Raw genomic sequence first — 16,456 nt, forward strand, 5'->3', positions numbered from 1 at the left:
ACGGGAGGAGGAACCCATGAAGACCTTTCGTTTCGGCGTCATCGGCTGCGGCCTGATGGGACGCGAATTTGCCAGCGCCGCTGCGCGCTGGATGCATCTGACTGACGCCAAGGCTAGGCCAGAGATCGTCGCCGTCTGTGACACCAATACGGAACTGATGGCGTGGTTCCAGACCCACGTTCCCTCCGTTCGACAGGCAACCACTGACTACCGCGAACTTCTCGCCAATCCGGAAGTCGACGCCATCTACTGCGCCGTTCCGCATGTCCTGCACGCCGACTTCTACACGGACATTCTCAAGGCCGGAAAACATCTGCTGGGTGAAAAGCCTTTCGGGATGGATCTGGCACAGAACAGGGCGATCATGGCTGTTCTTGCCGAGCATCCGGAACTCATCGTCCGCTGCTCGTCAGAAATGCCTTTCTTCCCCGGCGCGCAGAAGGTCATTGCCATGGCGGCGAGTGGCGAGATGGGCGACATTCTCGAGGTCGAAGCCGGCTTTCTGCATTCCTCCGACATCGACCCCAACAAGCCGATCAACTGGAAGCGCATGGAGCATGTCAACGGCGCCTATGGCTGCATGGGGGATCTGGGCATGCATGTCCTGCATGTTCCCTTGCGGCTTGGCTGGCGGCCGGACACGTTGCATGCCAATCTCGTCAAGCGGATCACCGAGCGCCCGGATGGCAAGGGCAACCGGGTGCCTTGCACGACCTGGGACAATGCGACGATCAGCAGCCGCGTGCGCACCGCCGACCAGGATTTTCCTCTGGTTCTCAAGACCTGGCGCATCGCACCCGGCGAATCCAACACCTGGTACATCCGTATCCTCGGCATGAAGAAGAGCGCCTTCTTTTCGACCAAGCAGCCGCGCCAGTGGCAGTGGATGGATTACCAGGGCAGCACCCAGTCCTGGAACACGGAAGACCTTGGCTATGGCTCGGTCTTCCCCGCCATCACCGGCAAGATCTTCGAATTCGGCTTCGCCGATGCAATCCAGCAAATGTGGGCGGCCTTCGTCGACGAACTGGCGGGTGGTACGGCGAACGGCTTCCCCTGTGCAAGCCCCGCAGAAGCGGCTGCCCACCACGCCGTGCTGACGGCGGCGCTGCAATCCGGTCTGGAAAACCGGGTCGTTTCTGTCGACTATGATTGAGGCGGGGCCATGAGACGCTCCGAGATCAACGAAGCCCTGCAGTTCGCCATCGGAATGCTCGAGACTTGGCGCTGGTCCCTGCCCGTCTGGGGGCAGTGGGGCGCTGCCGACTTTGCAGCCCATCCCGAGGCCTCGCGCTATCTGGCCAGCCGACAGCTCGGCTGGGACGTTACCGACTTTGGCTCCGGCCGCTTTGTCGAGCAGGGGCTCGTGCTCTTTTGCCTGCGCAATGGCATCCTCGGTATGGAGGGCGAGCGCAGCTATGCGGAAAAGCTGCTCTTCATCCAGGAAGGCCAGTTGACCCCGGCCCATCTGCACAAGGCGAAGCAAGAGGACATCATCAACCGGGCGGGTGGCGATCTCGTCATCGAATTCTGTGCGGCTGATGCGACGGGCAAGGTCACCGAATCCGAGGTCTCTGTCTTGGTCGACGGCATCGAGCAGCGTCTCCAGACCTGGGAGCCTCTGGGTCTGTGTCCTGGCCAGAGCGTCACCATTCCCACGGGTCTCTACCACCGCTTCTATGGCGCCACGGGCAAGGGCCCGGTGCTGGTCGGCGAGGTCAGCCAGGTCAACGACGACAGGACCGACAACTACTTCCTCGAACCCATCGGCCGTTTCGCCGAGATCGAGGAGGATGAGCCAGCGTTCAGACCTCTCTGGAACGAGGGGACTGTCTGATGAGAGCCGGGGAGGAGGTTCAAATCAGACAAGACACCGGAACGGCTGGTGGCATCGTCTGCGTCGGCAACTTCATCGTCGATCGTATCCACACTTTGTCCTACTGGCCGGAACAGGGCAGCCTTGCGCATATTCTGCACCAGGACATGGGCGTCGGCGGCGGTGCGGCCAATGTGGTGACCGACCTCGCTTCGCTTGGGTTCAAGGGACGACTTTCGGTGGCGGGTGCCTTGGGAGACGATCGGGACGGCGCGTATGTCCGGGATCGTCATGCGGCCCTCGGCATCGACATTGCCGGTCTCCGTGTTCTCGATGGCCAGGCGACTGCACATACCCATGTCATGAACGTGCCGGGCCAAAGCCGCACCTTCTTCTATCACGGCGGCTCCAACGACCTGCTGACGGACGATCTCATCGACCCTGCCGCTTTTGCAGCCAGTGGACACAGGATCTTCTATCTCGGCTATCTCATGCTCCTGCCGGCTCTCGACCGGAAGGATGCAAGCGGCTCTTCCGGGGCGGCGCGGCTTTTGAAGGCGGCACGCGAAGCGGGGCTGACGACTTGCGTCGATTTCGTCTCCAGCGAGGATCCCGCCTTTGCCGACCAGGTCGCCGTTGCACTGCCCCATTGCGATTATGTGATCGTCAACGAGACCGAAGCCGGACGCGCAACGGGTGTGGCCGTCCGCGACAAGTCGGGCACTCTGCTGCTGTCAGCTGTGGAAGAGGCCGGTCAGCGGCTTCTGGACGGCGGGGTGGCGCAAGGTGTTGTCATTCATGCACCGGAGCTCTCCATCTGGCTTTCGCCCGACAAGGCTCCGGTTGTTACCCCCGCACTTGCCGTCGATCCGGCCGCCATCGTCAGCCCCGTCGGGGCGGGAGATGCCTTCTGCGCGGCGGTCCTTTACGGTCTGCACGAGGGCTGGCCGATTGAGACCATTCCTGCTGTCGCCCATCGCGCGGCGGTCCATTGTCTCGGCGGCGCGTCCGCCACCGACGGCATACCCGACATGTCGGTCCTGCTCGCAGAAATCTGAACGCCTGATATCACCTGTCTGCAGAGGCTGGCCCGGTCGATTCCCGGATGACCAGGTCAACGGGCATGCGCGTGAGCGATGCGGGCCGGCGTTCCAGATCCTGCCTATGGTCCTGCAGGCGTTCTTCGAGCCTGCGGGTCGCTTCGAGTGCGACAGCGCGGATCGGCTGAGCCACCGTTGTCAGCTGCGGCAGGACATAGGCTGCCTCCGGCAGGTCGTCGAAGCCGATGACAGAGCAATCGTTCGGTACCTTGCGGCCGCTGTCACGCACGGCGTGGATCGCTGCGATTGCTGCAATATCCGTGGTTCCTATGATCGCGGTGATGTCGGCGTGATCTAGCAGAACGGATTGCGCCAGCGCGTAGGTGGCGGCGAAGCTGTGATCCTCGCCGATCGCTTCGATGGCCGGTGCAAGTCTATGTTCGCGCAGCACGGCCCGAATGCCTTCCATGCGAAGCCGGATCGGCTGGCTGTGTCCCGGCGCCCCGACAACGGCGATCTTCTGATGGCCGAGATCCACGAGGTGCCGGGTCATCATGCGTCCGCCTTCGACATGGTCGGCCATCACGGTATCGTCCGATATGCCGACGAGTTCGCGGTCGATCGCGATCACGGGGATCCCGGAACTGACCAGCGGCTGGAGATGCGCGGTGCCGCCATAGGCGCTGGCGACAATGACACCCTCCACCCTTTGCGCGCGCAGCATCGCGACATAGCGGGCCTCGTGCTCTTCGTTTTCCGCCGAACTGCAGATCAGGGTGTGATAGCCGCGTTCGAAAAGTTCGCGCTCGATGGTGTTTGCAAGAATGCCGAAGAAGGGGACATCGATGGAGGGCAGCATAAGGCCGATCATCCGGCTCGCTTCGCCGCGCAGCATGCGAGCGCCCTTGCTGGGCGCATAGTTGAGGTCCCTGATCGCGGCTTCCACGCGCTGGCGCACCTCTGGGGAGACATAGCCACTGTTGTTCAGGACGCGCGAGACTGATGATACCGACGTTTCGGCAACCTTCGCGATCGTCCTGATACTGGCAGCCATTCCGGTATTCCCGCATCCGTTATGGTGATCGGAGTACGCAGAATTGCGGGCCCCGGCAAGTCGCGATTGTATCATCGGCCAAGACTAGCGGAGAGGGGCGCTCGCCTCGTCTTCGAGTATGCTGTCTCTTCAGCTATCGCTTGGGCGCCGCACCAGTGTCTCGAAGAGCGTTTGCCTGATCATTCGCTTGCGGCCGCGTGCTCTCACGCTATGTCGTCCCGTTGCTTTGCAAAGAGAGGTGCATTTTACTTAAGATTCACGATAATTCCGAACGTTCGCTTGCCGTTAATCTGCCTTTCGTGGCTGTTTGATAGGGATCGGTGCATGGTTATTGCAAGCGATCCACGTCTGACTGAGGCAGGCCACGCCTATACGGGGGCAGAAACGTCGTTCGTCGTCGAGGCCGTGACGGAAGCCTTCTTCCAGTCTGCCGACTATGCGGCACTGCATGCGCGCTCGAATGCGTCGGCTTTCCAGCATCCGCTCTGGCTCCAGGCCTTCCACCGTCATCTTGCCCCGGCGCGGCGCGCGCGATGCGTGACGCTCGTCGGACGGCCGGGGCCTGGCGAGCCTCCGTGTTTCGTCCTTCCGATGATTGCCCGGAAGCTCTCCGGCGTGACGATCCTTGAAAGTGCGGATCTCGGCGTTAGTGACTATGCGGCGCCGGTGGTTGATCCCGACTGGTGGGAGAGGCAGAATGATCATGCTGCGCTCCGCGCATGTGTTGCCGCTGCCTTGCCATCACATGACATCTTGCGGGTGAAACCGATCCGCGATGAGCATCTTGCGCTATGGCAGGCGTTCCTGCCGGGCAGCACGAAGACACTCGGCTTTTCGGCGCATGCCACGGCACTCCTGGCGCCGATGGAGCAGTGGCGAGAAGAGGCGCTGACCGACAGTTTCGCGCGCTATCTTGCCCGCAAACGCAAGCGCTTCTTCAAGACGGAAGGGGCAAGGCTTGTTGTCGTTCAGGGAGCGCAGGCGATCGCCCGCGCGATGGAGCGGCTGGCTCAGCTGCGCGAGGGCCGTTTCGAGCAGGACGTGATTGCCGCGCCCGCAGCGCAAGCTTTCTACAGCGCCGTTGCGCAATCCGGGGAGCAGGCAGGTTTTGCCCGAGTCTATGCGCTCGAACTCGGCCGCGAGGCGATCGGTTATACCTTCTGTCTCGCGTTTGGCGGACGGCTCCACTACCTGCTGATCGGCTGCGATTACCAGACCCATGGGCGCCATTCGCCGGGCCTGCTGCTCTATGATGGGATGATCGGCGACTGGATCGAGGCCGGTGGCGAGATCTTCGACTTCACCATTGGCGATGAGCCCTTCAAGGCAGATTTCGGCACGGTGGCCACCCCCCTTCATGTGTTGACCCATACGCCGACCGTGCGCGGCGCATTGGCGTTGGCCGCGATGCGTTGGCGCGAGCGGTGGCGCGAGGCTTCTGCTGCCACAACCACGACACCTTTTGCCCGCCGCCAGACATCCGGGGAGGACATTGGATGAACGCGCGCCCAGCATTCCTCGAGAATTCGGTCATCGTTGCGGCGCATCCGGACGATGAACTGCTGTGGTTCAATGCCATTCTGCACGACGTCGATGAGGTGATCATCGTCTACAGGGATTTCTGGGCCCAGCCGGGACTCGGCGAAAAGCGAGCTGCCGCTCTTGACGATTTTCCCCGCGCGGGCGTCAGCTGCCTCAATATCGCGGAATCCGGTGCTGCCGGCTGCGCCAACTGGGATGACCCGCGAGAAAGCCCGGATGGTCTCGTCCTCAGCTTCGAAAGCCAGCGACGGGAACTGACGCGCATGTCGCGCCTTGCGCTTGGCAAGGTCGGCATGGGTGAGCGGCGCGTGGCCGAATATAGTGTGCTGACGGCCTATCAGAACAACTTCGTGAAGATACAAACCTTGCTGCGTGAGCGCCTGCGTCCGGGCATGAATGTTTTCACCCATAATCCCTGGGGCGAATACGGACATGAGGAACATGTCCAGCTCTTCCGCGTGCTCCAAGGGCTGAGGGATGAGATCGGCTTCAATCTCTGGATGTCGAATTATTGCACCAATCGGTCGCTGCCTCTGGCGATGCGATACTTCCAGACATCGCCCGGACAGCCGATCCGTCTGCCGACCAACAAAGCATTCGCGGAAGAGGTGGCCTCTGTCTACAAGCGGCATGATTGCTGGACCTGGGCGGATGATTGGCAGTGGTTCGATGACGAGTGGTATCTGCCGGCACCCCGTCAGGGCGCGACGCCACAGCCACATCAGCACCTGTTTCCGCTCAATCTTTTCACCATCGATGTCGCGCAGAAGCGACCCTGGCTCTCGATGGCCGTCGGCTCGGCTGCGGCGGCCTCGGCGCTCATGGTTGCCGCCGACTTCTAGCTGTGCGCGGAAGGGTAACGATCAACGCCGGCAGAATAACAAACGTCAGTGACACGGGCTTAATCTTGAACGGTGTTCCAGTGCAAACAACGCATGAAAACTTCAACATCGCCGCACCCTTCTGGCAAGGCGCGCATGCTCATCCCGGTGCGACTGCCCTGGTCGTTGCGCGGCGCGAGTTTACCTATGAGGCCCTCGCGCAAAAGGTTGCGCGCCTCGCCGGCCATCTGGCGCCGCGTTTGAAGCAACGGCGCGTCGGGATTTTCGCCACCCGAAGCCTCGAGGGTTATGTCGGCATACTCGGCGCCTGCATGGCGGGTGCGACCTATGTGCCGCTTAACCAGAAATGGCCGCCGGAGCGGCTGGTCACGCTGCTGGGGCTGCTCGAGCTCGATGCGCTGATCGTCGATCGCAATGGGATCGGCCTTCTGACGCCGGAGGTCCTGGCTGCCGCGCCCGCCATCATCATCGGACCGGAGCAGGCCGATATGCCGGCAACGGCGGATGCCGCGATCACGCCGCTCGACGCCCTGACTGACCCGCCGCTTGGCGAACCCGCGATAGTGGGGCCGGATCATGAGGCCTATATCATCTTCACCTCCGGCACGACCGGGCTTCCCAAGGGCGTGGTGATCTCGGCCGCTTCTCTTGCGTCCTATCTGGTGCAGGCGCGCCCATGGACGACGCTTGGGAAAGAAGACCGGGTCGCCGAAGCGCATGACCTTACCTTCGACCTCAGTGTCCACAATCTGTTCCTGACACTGGAATCGGGCGCCGCACTGCATGTGATGTCGGCGCTTGAGCTATCGGCACCGCAGCATTTCATTCGCAGCCATGGCATCACGGCCTGGATGTCGGTGCCGACGATCGTCAACATGATGCGTACGGCGGGTTCACTGAAGCCCGGACTGTTCGAGACGATTCGCCTGTCGGTCTTTTGCGGTGAGCCGCTGCCGGGCATGACGGTCGAGGCCTGGAAGGTTGCCGCGCCAAACAGCGCCGTCGAGAATATCTATGGGCCAACGGAATGCACCGTCGTCATGCTCAGGCAAAGCGTGGGTGCCGAGATGCCGCTGACGCCAGAGCGCGGGGTGGTGGCGATTGGAACCCCCTTCAGCGACGGCAAGATCGCCATCCTCGGTCCTGACCTGCAGCCGGTGGCCCCGGGTATGCCGGGAGAAATCGCGCTGGGCGGGCCGCAAGTCGGTATTGGTTATTTTGCGTCGCCGGAACAGACGGCGGACCGTTTCCGCGACATGAATGGTGAGCGCTGGTACCTGACGGGGGACCTCGGCCTGTGCGATGCCGAGGGCATCTACCACCATCTTGGCCGGACGGATAACCAGGTCAAGGTCAAGGGTAACCGGATCGAGCTGGAAGAGGTCGAGGCGCATCTGCGGCTGGCGGCGGACAGCACGGTCGTTGCGGTCGTGGCCTGGCCCCATGTCGATGGCGCTGCCACCGGGCTGGTCGGATTCGTCGCCGGCAGTGATGAAACGGCTGCATCGATCCAGGCGAAGATGTTGCGGTCGCTGCCGCGCTACATGGTTCCGGAAGCCATTCATCTCCAGGATACGCTACCCGTCAACATCAACGGCAAGGTGGATCGGCGCGCATTGCGTGACTTCCTCGAAGGGGGCGCGTCTTGAGCATCGTTTTCGAGCAGGAGCCACTCCGCCCGTTCAGCCGCCTCATGCAGTGGCGGCGTGCCTGGTTGACGATCGACGTCAATCCGGCAGCGCGCAGCTTTGCCGGGACCATCCGCGGGCTGGTTCTTATCCATGCACTCTTCCTTGCGGCTCTTGCCGTGAGCCTGCAGATCAGTCTGTCGGCACTTGCACTGATCGGATTGACCCTTCTTGCTGCCGCGCGCTGGCCCGAGCGCCGGCTCACCATTCTGATCACGTCGAGCCTGGTCTTCCTGTTGCTGCGGCCTTTCCGAACGGCCGACATGAACACGCTGGTCGTTGACTTGGCGGCAGCGGTCGGTAACGGCGTGTCCGTGCCTCCGCTCGCCCTCCAGGTGGCCGGTGTCGTCCTTTTCCTCGGTTTTGCGCAGCTGATGATCGCAGGCCAGCGGAAGAGCCGCGGCATCTGGTCCCGCCGTCCTGTGTTGGTGCAGCTTGTCGGCTTCCTCGCGGTGCTTGCTGTTGCCGCCTTTGTGCCGCCGGGGGACTACGGGCATGCCATGCTCTGGGCTTTCCTCGCTGTCTGGGCATCCTGCTTCTGGTTTCTCGCCTATGCGGCCGTTGACCTGAAGGCCAAGGCTGCAGCACCGGACGGCGTGCGGGCGCTCTACATGCGTCCGGTCTGGGGCGGTGATGTCGCGCCGTTCGGCAAGGGCCTGTCCTTCCTCAAGCGCTTCGAGGCGAAGGATGATGAAGCCCTGGCGGTGACGCGTCTGAAGGCACTGAAACTCGCCGTCTGGACGGCTATCCTCAGCTGGACCGCGCTTGCGGCCACGACACTGTTTCATGAGATGCTGGGTGTGCCGAAACTCGGCTTCATGATCCTTAATCCCGAAGATACGGCGGCCATGCCCCTTGGCCTGCAATGGGCAGGTTTGATCGTCAATTACGGTGTGGATCTGCTGATCATTGCCGCTTGGGGGCATGCGATCGTCGCTGTGGCGCGCATGATGGGCTACAACATTCCGCGCAATACGGTGAACCCGCTGGCATCCCGCTCGATCGCCGAGTTCTGGAACCGCTACTACTATTACTTCAAGGAGGTTCTGGTCGATTTCTTCTTCTATCCGGCCTTCATGCGCTGGTTCAAGACGTCGCCACGCCTCCGGATCGCGTTCGCGACCTTCTGTGCGGCCGGGTTCGGCAATTTCCTCTACCACCTGATCTTCGTCTCCCATGTCTTCGCAGACGGGACGCCGTTCGACGAACTCGATCGTTTTGTGACGCTGGCCTTTTATGTCGGTCTGCTCTCGGCGGGTCTGATCATCTCGCAGATCTGGGGCCGCAAGACCTCGCCGGCGGATGGTCTCTGGCGTCACGAGGTTCTGCCCCGGATCAATGTGGCGCTGTTCTTCTGCTTTCTGAAAATCTTCGACAGCGTCTGGCTCGAAGGCCAGCTGTCGCATCGCTTCCACTTCCTGTTTGGCCTGTTTGGAGTTTGACCTGCCATGACCACCGACAAGATTGCATCCATCCGTGCTCGTGTTCAGGGACTGCTCGAAGAGCGCGGCGACAGGCAGCCGCTTCTGGATACGGATTCGCTCTTCTTCAGCGGACGGCTGGATTCGCTCGCGGCCACGCATCTGATGATGCTGCTCGAGGAGACTTTCGGGATCGATCTGGCTGCCGCCGATTTCGACGTGACCCGTCTCGACAGTCTCGCCGAGATCGAAGCCTTTGTCAGCGAGGCGCAAGGATAAGGCTTCACGGCGGATCAGATTTCCCGGCAATCCACTTCGTCGTGTCTCGTCAGGACGGCGCTCTACGTAGGTCCGGTCCGTCTTCAAGGAAGTGCTTGTATCGATCTCCGCAGTGGCCTAGTAAATATTTTCCTGAGGTTTACCAATTTCCTCGGGAAACAGGTGGAGGAGGGACAGGCCGCCGTGGTGACGATCAAGGAAATCGCGAAGGCCGTCGGCGTTTCGTCGGGGACCGTCTCCCGTGTCTTGAACTACGACCAGACGCTGTCGGTCTCCGAGGCCAAGCGGCAGGCGATCATCGAAACGGCCGAAGCGCTGAACTATGCAACGCCACGCGCGCGCAAGAGCGCTCATCTTCCTCCGCTCAATATTCCGATGGCCAGCCATGCGGACGTGTCGGCGCATGTCGCCATCGTTCACTTCCTGGCGCCGCAGGAGGAGCTCGTCGATCCCTATTATGTCGGTGTGCGGCTCGGCATCGAGGCCCGCTGCCGCGAGTACAAGATCGAGATCGCACGGGTGTTCAATCCCGATGTGCCCGTCGATCTTGCGATGTTGACGGGCATCTCCGCAGCGATCGTGGTCGGGCATCATCCCAAGGCCGAGATCGAGGCGATGGCCAAGGTCTGTCCGCATCTGATCATGGCCGACTACAATCCCCGTATGCCGCAATTCGACTGCGTTCGCGCCGATTTGGGCGAGGCGACGACCATTATCCTCGACAGTCTGGAACAGGCGGGATATCGCCGGATCGGCTTTGTCGGCGGCTACGAGCTGATGGACAATGATGCACTGATGCATGGAGAGCAGCGCTGCAAGGCCTTTATCGAATGGCACGAGGCGCGCGGGAGCTACCAGCCCGAGCTCATGGCGCTTGGGCAAAGCGAGCGCTTCGGCCAGAACCTCCGGCTTGAGACCGGCTATCAGCAGGCGAGATCGCTGCTGGCACTCGATACGCCCCCTGATGCCATCGTGGCGGCAAACGACAATATGGCGATCGGTACCTACAGGGCCATCCAGGAGGCTGGGATGTCCATACCGGATGATGTCGCGGTGGTGGCCTTCAACGACATTCCTGTGGCGCAATTTCTCAACCCGCCGCTGTCGACCATGCGCATTCCCGGCGAGCTGATCGGCGAAGTGGCTGTCGACCTGCTTGTCGAGCGGCTGAACGGGCGCGACTATTCCAAGCATGTCACCCTGCCGACCGAAATGGTCTGGCGCGGCAGCGCGAGAAAGCCCGCGCGCACTTAACTCTTCGTGGAAAGGTTGTGAGATCCTCGTGACTTACTGCAGTGCACAAAATATTTAGTAAAAATTTTCTTGGCTGTCTTCCGATTTTCAGGGATAGTGACCGTCAGGCAGGGGATGGAGCTGCCGCGTTCAACGAGATCTTGGGAGGAAGACATGGATTATTCTCGCGCATTCAAGCGCTCGATTTCGGCCACAGTCGCCGGCGCAGCACTTCTTTGCAGCACGGCCGCCTTTGCCGGTGAAGTCACCATCTGGTGCTGGGACCCGAACTTCAACGTCGCGATCATGAAGGAAGCCGCAGCGCGCTATACCGCGAAGAACCCCGACACGACCTTCAACATCGTCGACTTCGCAAAGGCCGATGTCGAGCAGAAGCTGCAGACCGGTCTGGCCTCCGGCATGACCGACACGCTGCCGGATATCGTTCTCATCGAGGATTACGGCGCGCAGAAATATCTGCAGTCCTTCCCCGGCTCCTTTGCCGCGCTGACTGACAAGATCGACTATTCCGGCTTTGCCAAATACAAGGTCGACCTGATGACGCTCGAGGGCGAGGTCTATGGCGTGCCCTTCGATTCCGGTGTCACCGGCCTTTACTATCGCACGGATTATCTGGAGCAGGCCGGCTACAAGCCTTCCGACATGGAGAACCTGACCTGGGACCGCTTCATCGAGATCGGCAAGGACGTGAAGGCCAAGACCGGCCATGAGATGATGGCGCTCGACAGTAATGACGGCGGCCTGATCCGCATCATGATGCAGTCCGGCGGCCAGTGGTATTTCAATGAGGACGGCAGTCTCAACATCACGGGTAACGCCGCGCTGAAGGCAGCACTCGAAACCCAGGCCCGGATCGTCAACGAAGGTGTGGCCAAGCCGACCAGCGGCTGGAATGACGGTATCAGCGCGCTGACATCGGGCGATGTTGCCTCGGTGCTGATGGGCGTGTGGATCACCGGAACGGTCAAGTCGCAGGCCGACCAGGCCGGAAAATGGGCGCTGACGGCGATCCCGAAGCTCAATATCGAGGGTGCGACAGCTGCATCGAACCTCGGTGGTTCAAGCTGGTATGTGCTGGAAGCGTCCGCCGAGAAGGATGAAGCGATCGACTTCCTCAATGAGGTCTATGCCAAGGATCTCGACTTCTACCAGAAGATCCTGACCGAACGCGGCGCCGTCGGTTCGCTGCTCGCTGCCCGCACCGGTGAAGCCTATCAGAAGCCGGATGATTTCTTCAGTGGTCAGACGGTTTGGCAGAATTTCGCCGACTGGCTCGAGCAGGTGCCGGCTGTGAATTACGGCATCTTCACCAATGAGCTCGATACGGCTGTCACCGCCAATTTCCCCGCGCTGCTCAAGGGAACACCGGTCGATGATGTCCTGAAGGCGATTGAAAGCCAGGCCGCCACTCAGATCCAGTAAGCTATCCCGCAGGGGTTTTCTCTCAGGAGCGGACCCCTGTCCTCCCGGAGACGCGCGGCGGAAACGTCGCGCGGCTTCCCTTCGCATAACAAGGTTCAGTGACCACTGATCGGGTTCGGGGATAACCGCATGGCCACCACATCCAGATCCAGCTTGAAGCGCTATTACGACGTCAACGGATGGCTGTTCGTGGCGCCCGCCATCGCGCTGATCTCGCTCTTCATGCTCTATCCGATTGCCCGCTCGCTCGTTCTCTCCCTGTATTCGGGACGTGGAATGATGCTGAAGTTCTCCGGCACGGGTAACCTCGTGCGTCTCTGGAACGATCCCGTCTTCTGGCAGGCGCTGCAAAACACTGTCATCTTCTTCATCATTCAGGTGCCGATCATGATCACCATGGCGCTGATCCTGGCGGCCATGTTGAACAATCCGAAGCTGCGCTTTTCCGGCCTCTTCCGGACGATGATCTTCCTGCCCTGCGTTGCCTCGCTGGTCGCCTATTCCATCCTGTTCAAGAGCATGTTTTCGCTCGACGGCGTGGTGAATAACACGCTGCTCGCCATCGGCATCATCGGGGAGCCTATCGGCTGGCTCACCGACCCCTTCTGGGCCAAGGTGCTGATCATCATCGCCATTACCTGGCGCTGGACCGGCTACAACATGATCTTCTATCTGGCCGCACTTCAGAATATCGACCGCTCGATCTATGAGGCGGCGAAGATCGACGGCGTGCCGTCCTGGGGGCGCTTTGCGTTTCTCACCGTGCCGATGCTGAAACCGGTGATCCTGTTCACCACCATCACGTCAACGATCGGCACGCTGCAGCTGTTCGACGAGGTCTACAACTTCACCGAAGGCACGGGCGGGCCGGCCAATTCGACGCTGACCTTGTCGCTTTACATCTACAATCTGACCTTCCGCTTCATGCCGAGCTTCGGTTATGCGGCGACCGTCTCCTATGTCATCGTGCTGATGGTGGCGGTGCTCTCTTTCCTGCAATTCTATGCCGCGAGGGAACGTCGATGATGACAACACTTCGCCGCCGCCTGCCCGACATCGTGCAGTATAGCGTGTTGTCGCTTGCCGCCTTCCTTTCGATCTTCCCCTTCATCTGGATGGTGATCGGGGCGACCAATACGACGAGCCAAATCATCCGGGGCAAAGTTACCTTCGGCACGGCGCTCTTCGATAACATCGCGTCCTTCTTCGCGCAGGTGGATGTGCCGCTGGTGTTCTGGAACTCAGTAAAGATCGCGCTTGTTGGAACGGCGCTGACGCTGCTCGTCTCGTCGCTGGCCGGTTACGGTTTCGAAATGTTCCGCTCCAAGCTGCGGGAGCGCGTCTATACCGTGATCCTGCTGACGCTGATGGTGCCGTTTGCTGCGCTGATGATCCCGCTCTTCATGCTGATGGGGCAGGCGGGGCTGTTGAATACCCATATCGCCATCATGCTGCCGATGATCGCGTCTGCCTTCATCATCTTCTACTTCCGCCAGGCCTCAAAAGCCTTTCCGACCGAGCTTCGCGATGCGGCCAAGGTGGATGGGCTGAAGGAGTGGCAGATCTTCTTCTACATCTATGTGCCGGTCATGCGCTCCACCTATGCGGCAGCCTTCGTCATCGTCTTCATGCTGAACTGGAATAACTACCTCTGGCCGCTGATCGTGCTGCAGTCGAACGACACCAAGACGATCACGCTGGTGGTCTCGTCGCTCGCTTCCGCCTATTCGCCCGAATACGGCACCGTGATGATCGGCACGATCCTCGCCACCCTTCCAACCCTCCTCGTCTTCTTCGCCATGCAACGACAATTCGTTCAGGGCATGCTCGGCTCCGTGAAATAGGACTTTGAAATGCGCATTATCGAGAATTTCAACCGAGACTGGACTTTTCGCGCCGGATTCGAACCGGCTTTCGCCTCGGCTTCGCAGCCGGGTGAAGAGGTCCAGCTTCCCCATACGGCGGTAGAGCTCCCCTACAACTATTTCGATGAGAAGAGCTATCAGAAGGCCTTTACCTATCAGAAGATCGTGGCTTGGGATCCGCGTTTCGAGGGTCGTGAAGTCTCGCTGGTTTTCGATGCGGCCATGGCGGACAGCGTTGTCTATCTGAACGGTGCGGAAATCACCGCGCACAAGGATGGCTACACGCCGTTCGAAGCCCGGCTCACGCCGCATCTGGAGGCCGGCGACAACCTGCTGACGGTGAAGATCGACGGTTCGGAAAATCCTGAAATCCCGCCCTTTGGCGGCGTGATCGACTATCTCACCTATGCCGGGATCTATCGTGATGTCTGGCTCAAGGTGACGGCGCCGGTTTCGATCAAGAATGTGAAGATCGAGACGCCGGATGTGTTCGCCGAGACCAAGCAGGTGACGGCGAAAGTCTGGATTTCCAATCCGAACGATCAGTCGCTTTCCGGCAAGGTCACGGCGGTTCTGAAGGATGGTGCAGGTCAGCAGATAGCGCGGACCGAGGCGACCGTGTCAGGTGCAGAGGTGTCGCTCGGCCTCTCCGGGCTGAAGGGCATCACGCTCTGGGATATCGACAATCCTGCTCTGTATCACCTCACCGTTACGCTTGAGACCGCTGCCGGTACCGATGAGACGACGAGCCGCTTCGGCTTTCGCTCTGCCGAGTACACGATTGAGGGCTTCAAGCTGAACGGTCGCGTCGTGAAGCTGCGCGGCCTCAACCGCCATCAGGCCTGGCCGCATCTTGGCTATGCCATGGGCCGTCGCGGTCAGGAGAAGGATGCCGATATCCTGAAGTTCGATCTGGCCTGCAACATCGCCCGCACCTCGCATTATCCGCAATCGAAATACTTCCTCGACCGCTGCGACGAGATCGGTCTTTTGGTCTTCGAGGAAATTCCCGGCTGGCAGCATATCGGCGGTGATGCCTGGAAGGCGGAGAGCGTTCAAAATGTTCGCCGGATGATCGAGCGCGACTGGAACCATCCCTCGATCATTATCTGGGGTGTGCGTATCAACGAGAGCCAGGACGATCACGACTTCTATGTCGCGACCAATGCCATGGCGCGTTCGCTCGACACGACCCGCCAGACCGGCGGCGTGCGCTACATCACCGAAAGCGAGCTGCTCGAAGACGTTTACACCATGAACGACTTCATTCTCGGCATGGAGGAATTGCCGGGCCACAATCGCGAGCGGCTGGTGCTGCGCGACCAGCGCGAGGTGACAGGGCTCGACCGCAAGGTGCCCTACATGATCACCGAATATGGCGGGCACATGTATCCGACCAAGCGCTTCGACCAGGAGCAGCGGCAGGCCGAGCATGTCGGCCGGCATCTGGCGATCCTGAATGCGGCCGCAGGCGACCCGTCGATCTCGGGCTCCACCGGCTGGTGCATGTTCGACTACAACACCCACAAGGATTTCGGCTCCGGCGATCGCATCTGCTATCACGGCGTCACCGACATGTATCGCGAGCCGAAATTCGCCGGTTACGCCTATGCCTCGCAGGGCGATCCTAAGGATGGCGTGGTCTTGCAGCCGGTGAGTTTCTGGGCGCGTGGCGAGCGCAATATCGGCGGCGTGCTGCCGCTGATATTGCTCACCAATTGTGACTATGTCGAAATCCGCATGGACCAGATCGTCAAGCGGATCGAGCCTGACAGGAAGACCTATCCGCATCTGCCGCATCCGCCCTGCATTCTCGACCACAGCATGGTCACGCCGGAAGAATTCGGCGAATGGGGCATGACCTGGCGGGATGGAGAACTCGTCGGCTTCATCAACGGCGAGGAAGTAGTCCGCCGCCATCTGCCGGCCGATCCGCTGCCGACCACGCTGGAAATCGCGGCTGACGACACCGAGCTTAGGGCAGGCGAGAAGGACACGGTGCGCGTGATCCTGCGGGCGCTCGACCAGGGTGGCAATGTCATGGGCTTCTTTGATGATCCGGTCGAGGTCAGCTTGCAAGGTCCGGGCCGCATCGTCGGACCCTCGCTTCTCTCCTTCAAGGGTGGCGCCGTGGGCGTCTATGTTGAAGCCGGAAACGAAGCCGGTCACTTGACGCTGACTGCGACTTGCCGTCCCTTCGGGACCAAGCGCATCACCTTGAACGTCACCTGAG

Annotated in this window: 14 protein-coding genes; 13 read left to right on the forward strand and 1 reads right to left on the reverse strand. The window is 60.9% G+C overall.

The window, feature by feature from the left end; genetic code table 11:
- The first annotated feature begins 16 nt into the window (after positions 1–16).
- From BW978_RS20650 to BW978_RS20660, 3 genes are read left to right on the forward strand one after another with little or no spacing between them, the layout of a single operon-like run.
- Positions 17–1,156, forward strand: a complete 1,140-nt coding sequence (locus BW978_RS20650; RefSeq protein ID WP_076397723.1) for a Gfo/Idh/MocA family protein — start codon at positions 17–19, stop codon at positions 1,154–1,156.
- A 9-nt stretch (positions 1,157–1,165) separates the two neighbouring features.
- Positions 1,166–1,837 (forward strand): D-lyxose/D-mannose family sugar isomerase, encoded by a 672-nt coding sequence (locus BW978_RS20655; protein WP_076397724.1) that lies wholly within the window; start codon positions 1,166–1,168, stop codon positions 1,835–1,837.
- Entirely contained in the window at positions 1,837–2,874 is a 1,038-nt protein-coding gene (locus BW978_RS20660) for a carbohydrate kinase family protein (RefSeq protein ID WP_076397725.1), read from the forward strand. Before BW978_RS20655 ends, BW978_RS20660 begins: the two co-directional genes overlap by 1 nt.
- A 10-nt stretch (positions 2,875–2,884) precedes the next feature.
- On the opposite strand, the gene BW978_RS20665 is transcribed toward BW978_RS20660, so the two are convergent.
- Positions 2,885–3,910 (reverse strand): LacI family DNA-binding transcriptional regulator, encoded by a 1,026-nt coding sequence (locus BW978_RS20665; protein ID WP_076397726.1) that lies wholly within the window; start codon positions 3,908–3,910, stop codon positions 2,885–2,887.
- 324 nt (positions 3,911–4,234) lie between these two features.
- Between BW978_RS20665 and BW978_RS20670 the strand changes: the two genes are divergently transcribed.
- The 10 genes from BW978_RS20670 (at position 4,235) to BW978_RS20715 (ending at position 16,455) form a co-directional block, all read left to right on the forward strand.
- Positions 4,235–5,410, forward strand: coding sequence for a GNAT family N-acetyltransferase (locus tag BW978_RS20670; protein ID WP_076397727.1), 1,176 nt, complete (start codon positions 4,235–4,237; stop codon positions 5,408–5,410).
- Positions 5,407–6,294: a hypothetical protein gene (locus tag BW978_RS20675; RefSeq protein ID WP_076397728.1), complete on the forward strand. Its 888-nt coding sequence runs from the start codon at positions 5,407–5,409 to the stop codon at positions 6,292–6,294. The genes BW978_RS20670 and BW978_RS20675 overlap by 4 nt, the downstream gene beginning before the upstream one ends.
- An 80-nt stretch (positions 6,295–6,374) precedes the next feature.
- Complete coding sequence (locus BW978_RS20680; protein WP_076397729.1) at positions 6,375–7,943, forward strand: AMP-binding protein; 1,569 nt, start codon at positions 6,375–6,377, stop codon at positions 7,941–7,943.
- The gene (locus BW978_RS20685) at positions 7,940–9,424 is read left to right on the forward strand and encodes a hypothetical protein (RefSeq protein ID WP_076397730.1); all 1,485 of its coding nucleotides are present in this window, start codon (positions 7,940–7,942) and stop codon (positions 9,422–9,424) included. The genes BW978_RS20680 and BW978_RS20685 overlap by 4 nt, the downstream gene beginning before the upstream one ends.
- A 6-nt stretch (positions 9,425–9,430) precedes the next feature.
- Positions 9,431–9,682 carry an acyl carrier protein gene (locus BW978_RS20690; RefSeq protein WP_076397731.1) on the forward strand — a complete coding sequence of 84 codons (252 nt, stop codon included), beginning with the start codon at positions 9,431–9,433 and terminating at the stop codon, positions 9,680–9,682.
- A 183-nt stretch (positions 9,683–9,865) separates the two neighbouring features.
- On the forward strand, positions 9,866–10,936 hold the full coding sequence (locus BW978_RS20695) for a LacI family DNA-binding transcriptional regulator (RefSeq protein WP_076397831.1): 1,071 nt from the start codon (positions 9,866–9,868) through the stop codon (positions 10,934–10,936).
- A 153-nt stretch (positions 10,937–11,089) separates the two neighbouring features.
- Positions 11,090–12,358: an ABC transporter substrate-binding protein gene (locus tag BW978_RS20700; RefSeq protein WP_076397732.1), complete on the forward strand. Its 1,269-nt coding sequence runs from the start codon at positions 11,090–11,092 to the stop codon at positions 12,356–12,358.
- Between the two features lie 129 nt (positions 12,359–12,487).
- A complete protein-coding gene (locus BW978_RS20705) occupies positions 12,488–13,384 on the forward strand; it encodes a carbohydrate ABC transporter permease (protein WP_076397733.1) in 897 nt (298 codons plus the stop codon).
- Positions 13,381–14,202, forward strand: coding sequence for a carbohydrate ABC transporter permease (locus BW978_RS20710; RefSeq protein WP_083697668.1), 822 nt, complete (start codon positions 13,381–13,383; stop codon positions 14,200–14,202). The genes BW978_RS20705 and BW978_RS20710 overlap by 4 nt, the downstream gene beginning before the upstream one ends.
- A gap of 9 nt (positions 14,203–14,211) precedes the next feature.
- The gene (locus BW978_RS20715; RefSeq protein WP_076397734.1) at positions 14,212–16,455 is read left to right on the forward strand and encodes a glycoside hydrolase family 2 protein; all 2,244 of its coding nucleotides are present in this window, start codon (positions 14,212–14,214) and stop codon (positions 16,453–16,455) included.
- Position 16,456 lies beyond the last annotated feature (1 nt).

This window comes from Rhizobium sp. RU33A (assembly GCF_900156055.1).
In the GTDB taxonomy this organism is placed as follows: Bacteria; Pseudomonadota; Alphaproteobacteria; order Rhizobiales; family Rhizobiaceae; genus Allorhizobium.

What these genes read in the sequence shown, in the direction of transcription:
- BW978_RS20675 (WP_076397728.1), top strand. Translation starts at nt 5,407, where the DNA reads ATGAACGCGCGCCCAGCATTCCTCGAGAATTCGGTCATCGTTGCGGCG.
- BW978_RS20660 (WP_076397725.1), top strand. Translation starts at nt 1,837, where the DNA reads ATGAGAGCCGGGGAGGAGGTTCAAATCAGACAAGACACCGGAACGGCT.
- BW978_RS20715 (WP_076397734.1), top strand. Translation starts at nt 14,212, where the DNA reads ATGCGCATTATCGAGAATTTCAACCGAGACTGGACTTTTCGCGCCGGA.
- BW978_RS20665 (WP_076397726.1), bottom strand. Translation starts at nt 3,910, where the DNA reads ATGGCTGCCAGTATCAGGACGATCGCGAAGGTTGCCGAAACGTCGGTA.
- BW978_RS20655 (WP_076397724.1), top strand. Translation starts at nt 1,166, where the DNA reads ATGAGACGCTCCGAGATCAACGAAGCCCTGCAGTTCGCCATCGGAATG.
- BW978_RS20670 (WP_076397727.1), top strand. Translation starts at nt 4,235, where the DNA reads ATGGTTATTGCAAGCGATCCACGTCTGACTGAGGCAGGCCACGCCTAT.
- BW978_RS20690 (WP_076397731.1), top strand. Translation starts at nt 9,431, where the DNA reads ATGACCACCGACAAGATTGCATCCATCCGTGCTCGTGTTCAGGGACTG.
- BW978_RS20710 (WP_083697668.1), top strand. Translation starts at nt 13,381, where the DNA reads ATGATGACAACACTTCGCCGCCGCCTGCCCGACATCGTGCAGTATAGC.
- BW978_RS20650 (WP_076397723.1), top strand. Translation starts at nt 17, where the DNA reads ATGAAGACCTTTCGTTTCGGCGTCATCGGCTGCGGCCTGATGGGACGC.
- BW978_RS20700 (WP_076397732.1), top strand. Translation starts at nt 11,090, where the DNA reads ATGGATTATTCTCGCGCATTCAAGCGCTCGATTTCGGCCACAGTCGCC.
- BW978_RS20705 (WP_076397733.1), top strand. Translation starts at nt 12,488, where the DNA reads ATGGCCACCACATCCAGATCCAGCTTGAAGCGCTATTACGACGTCAAC.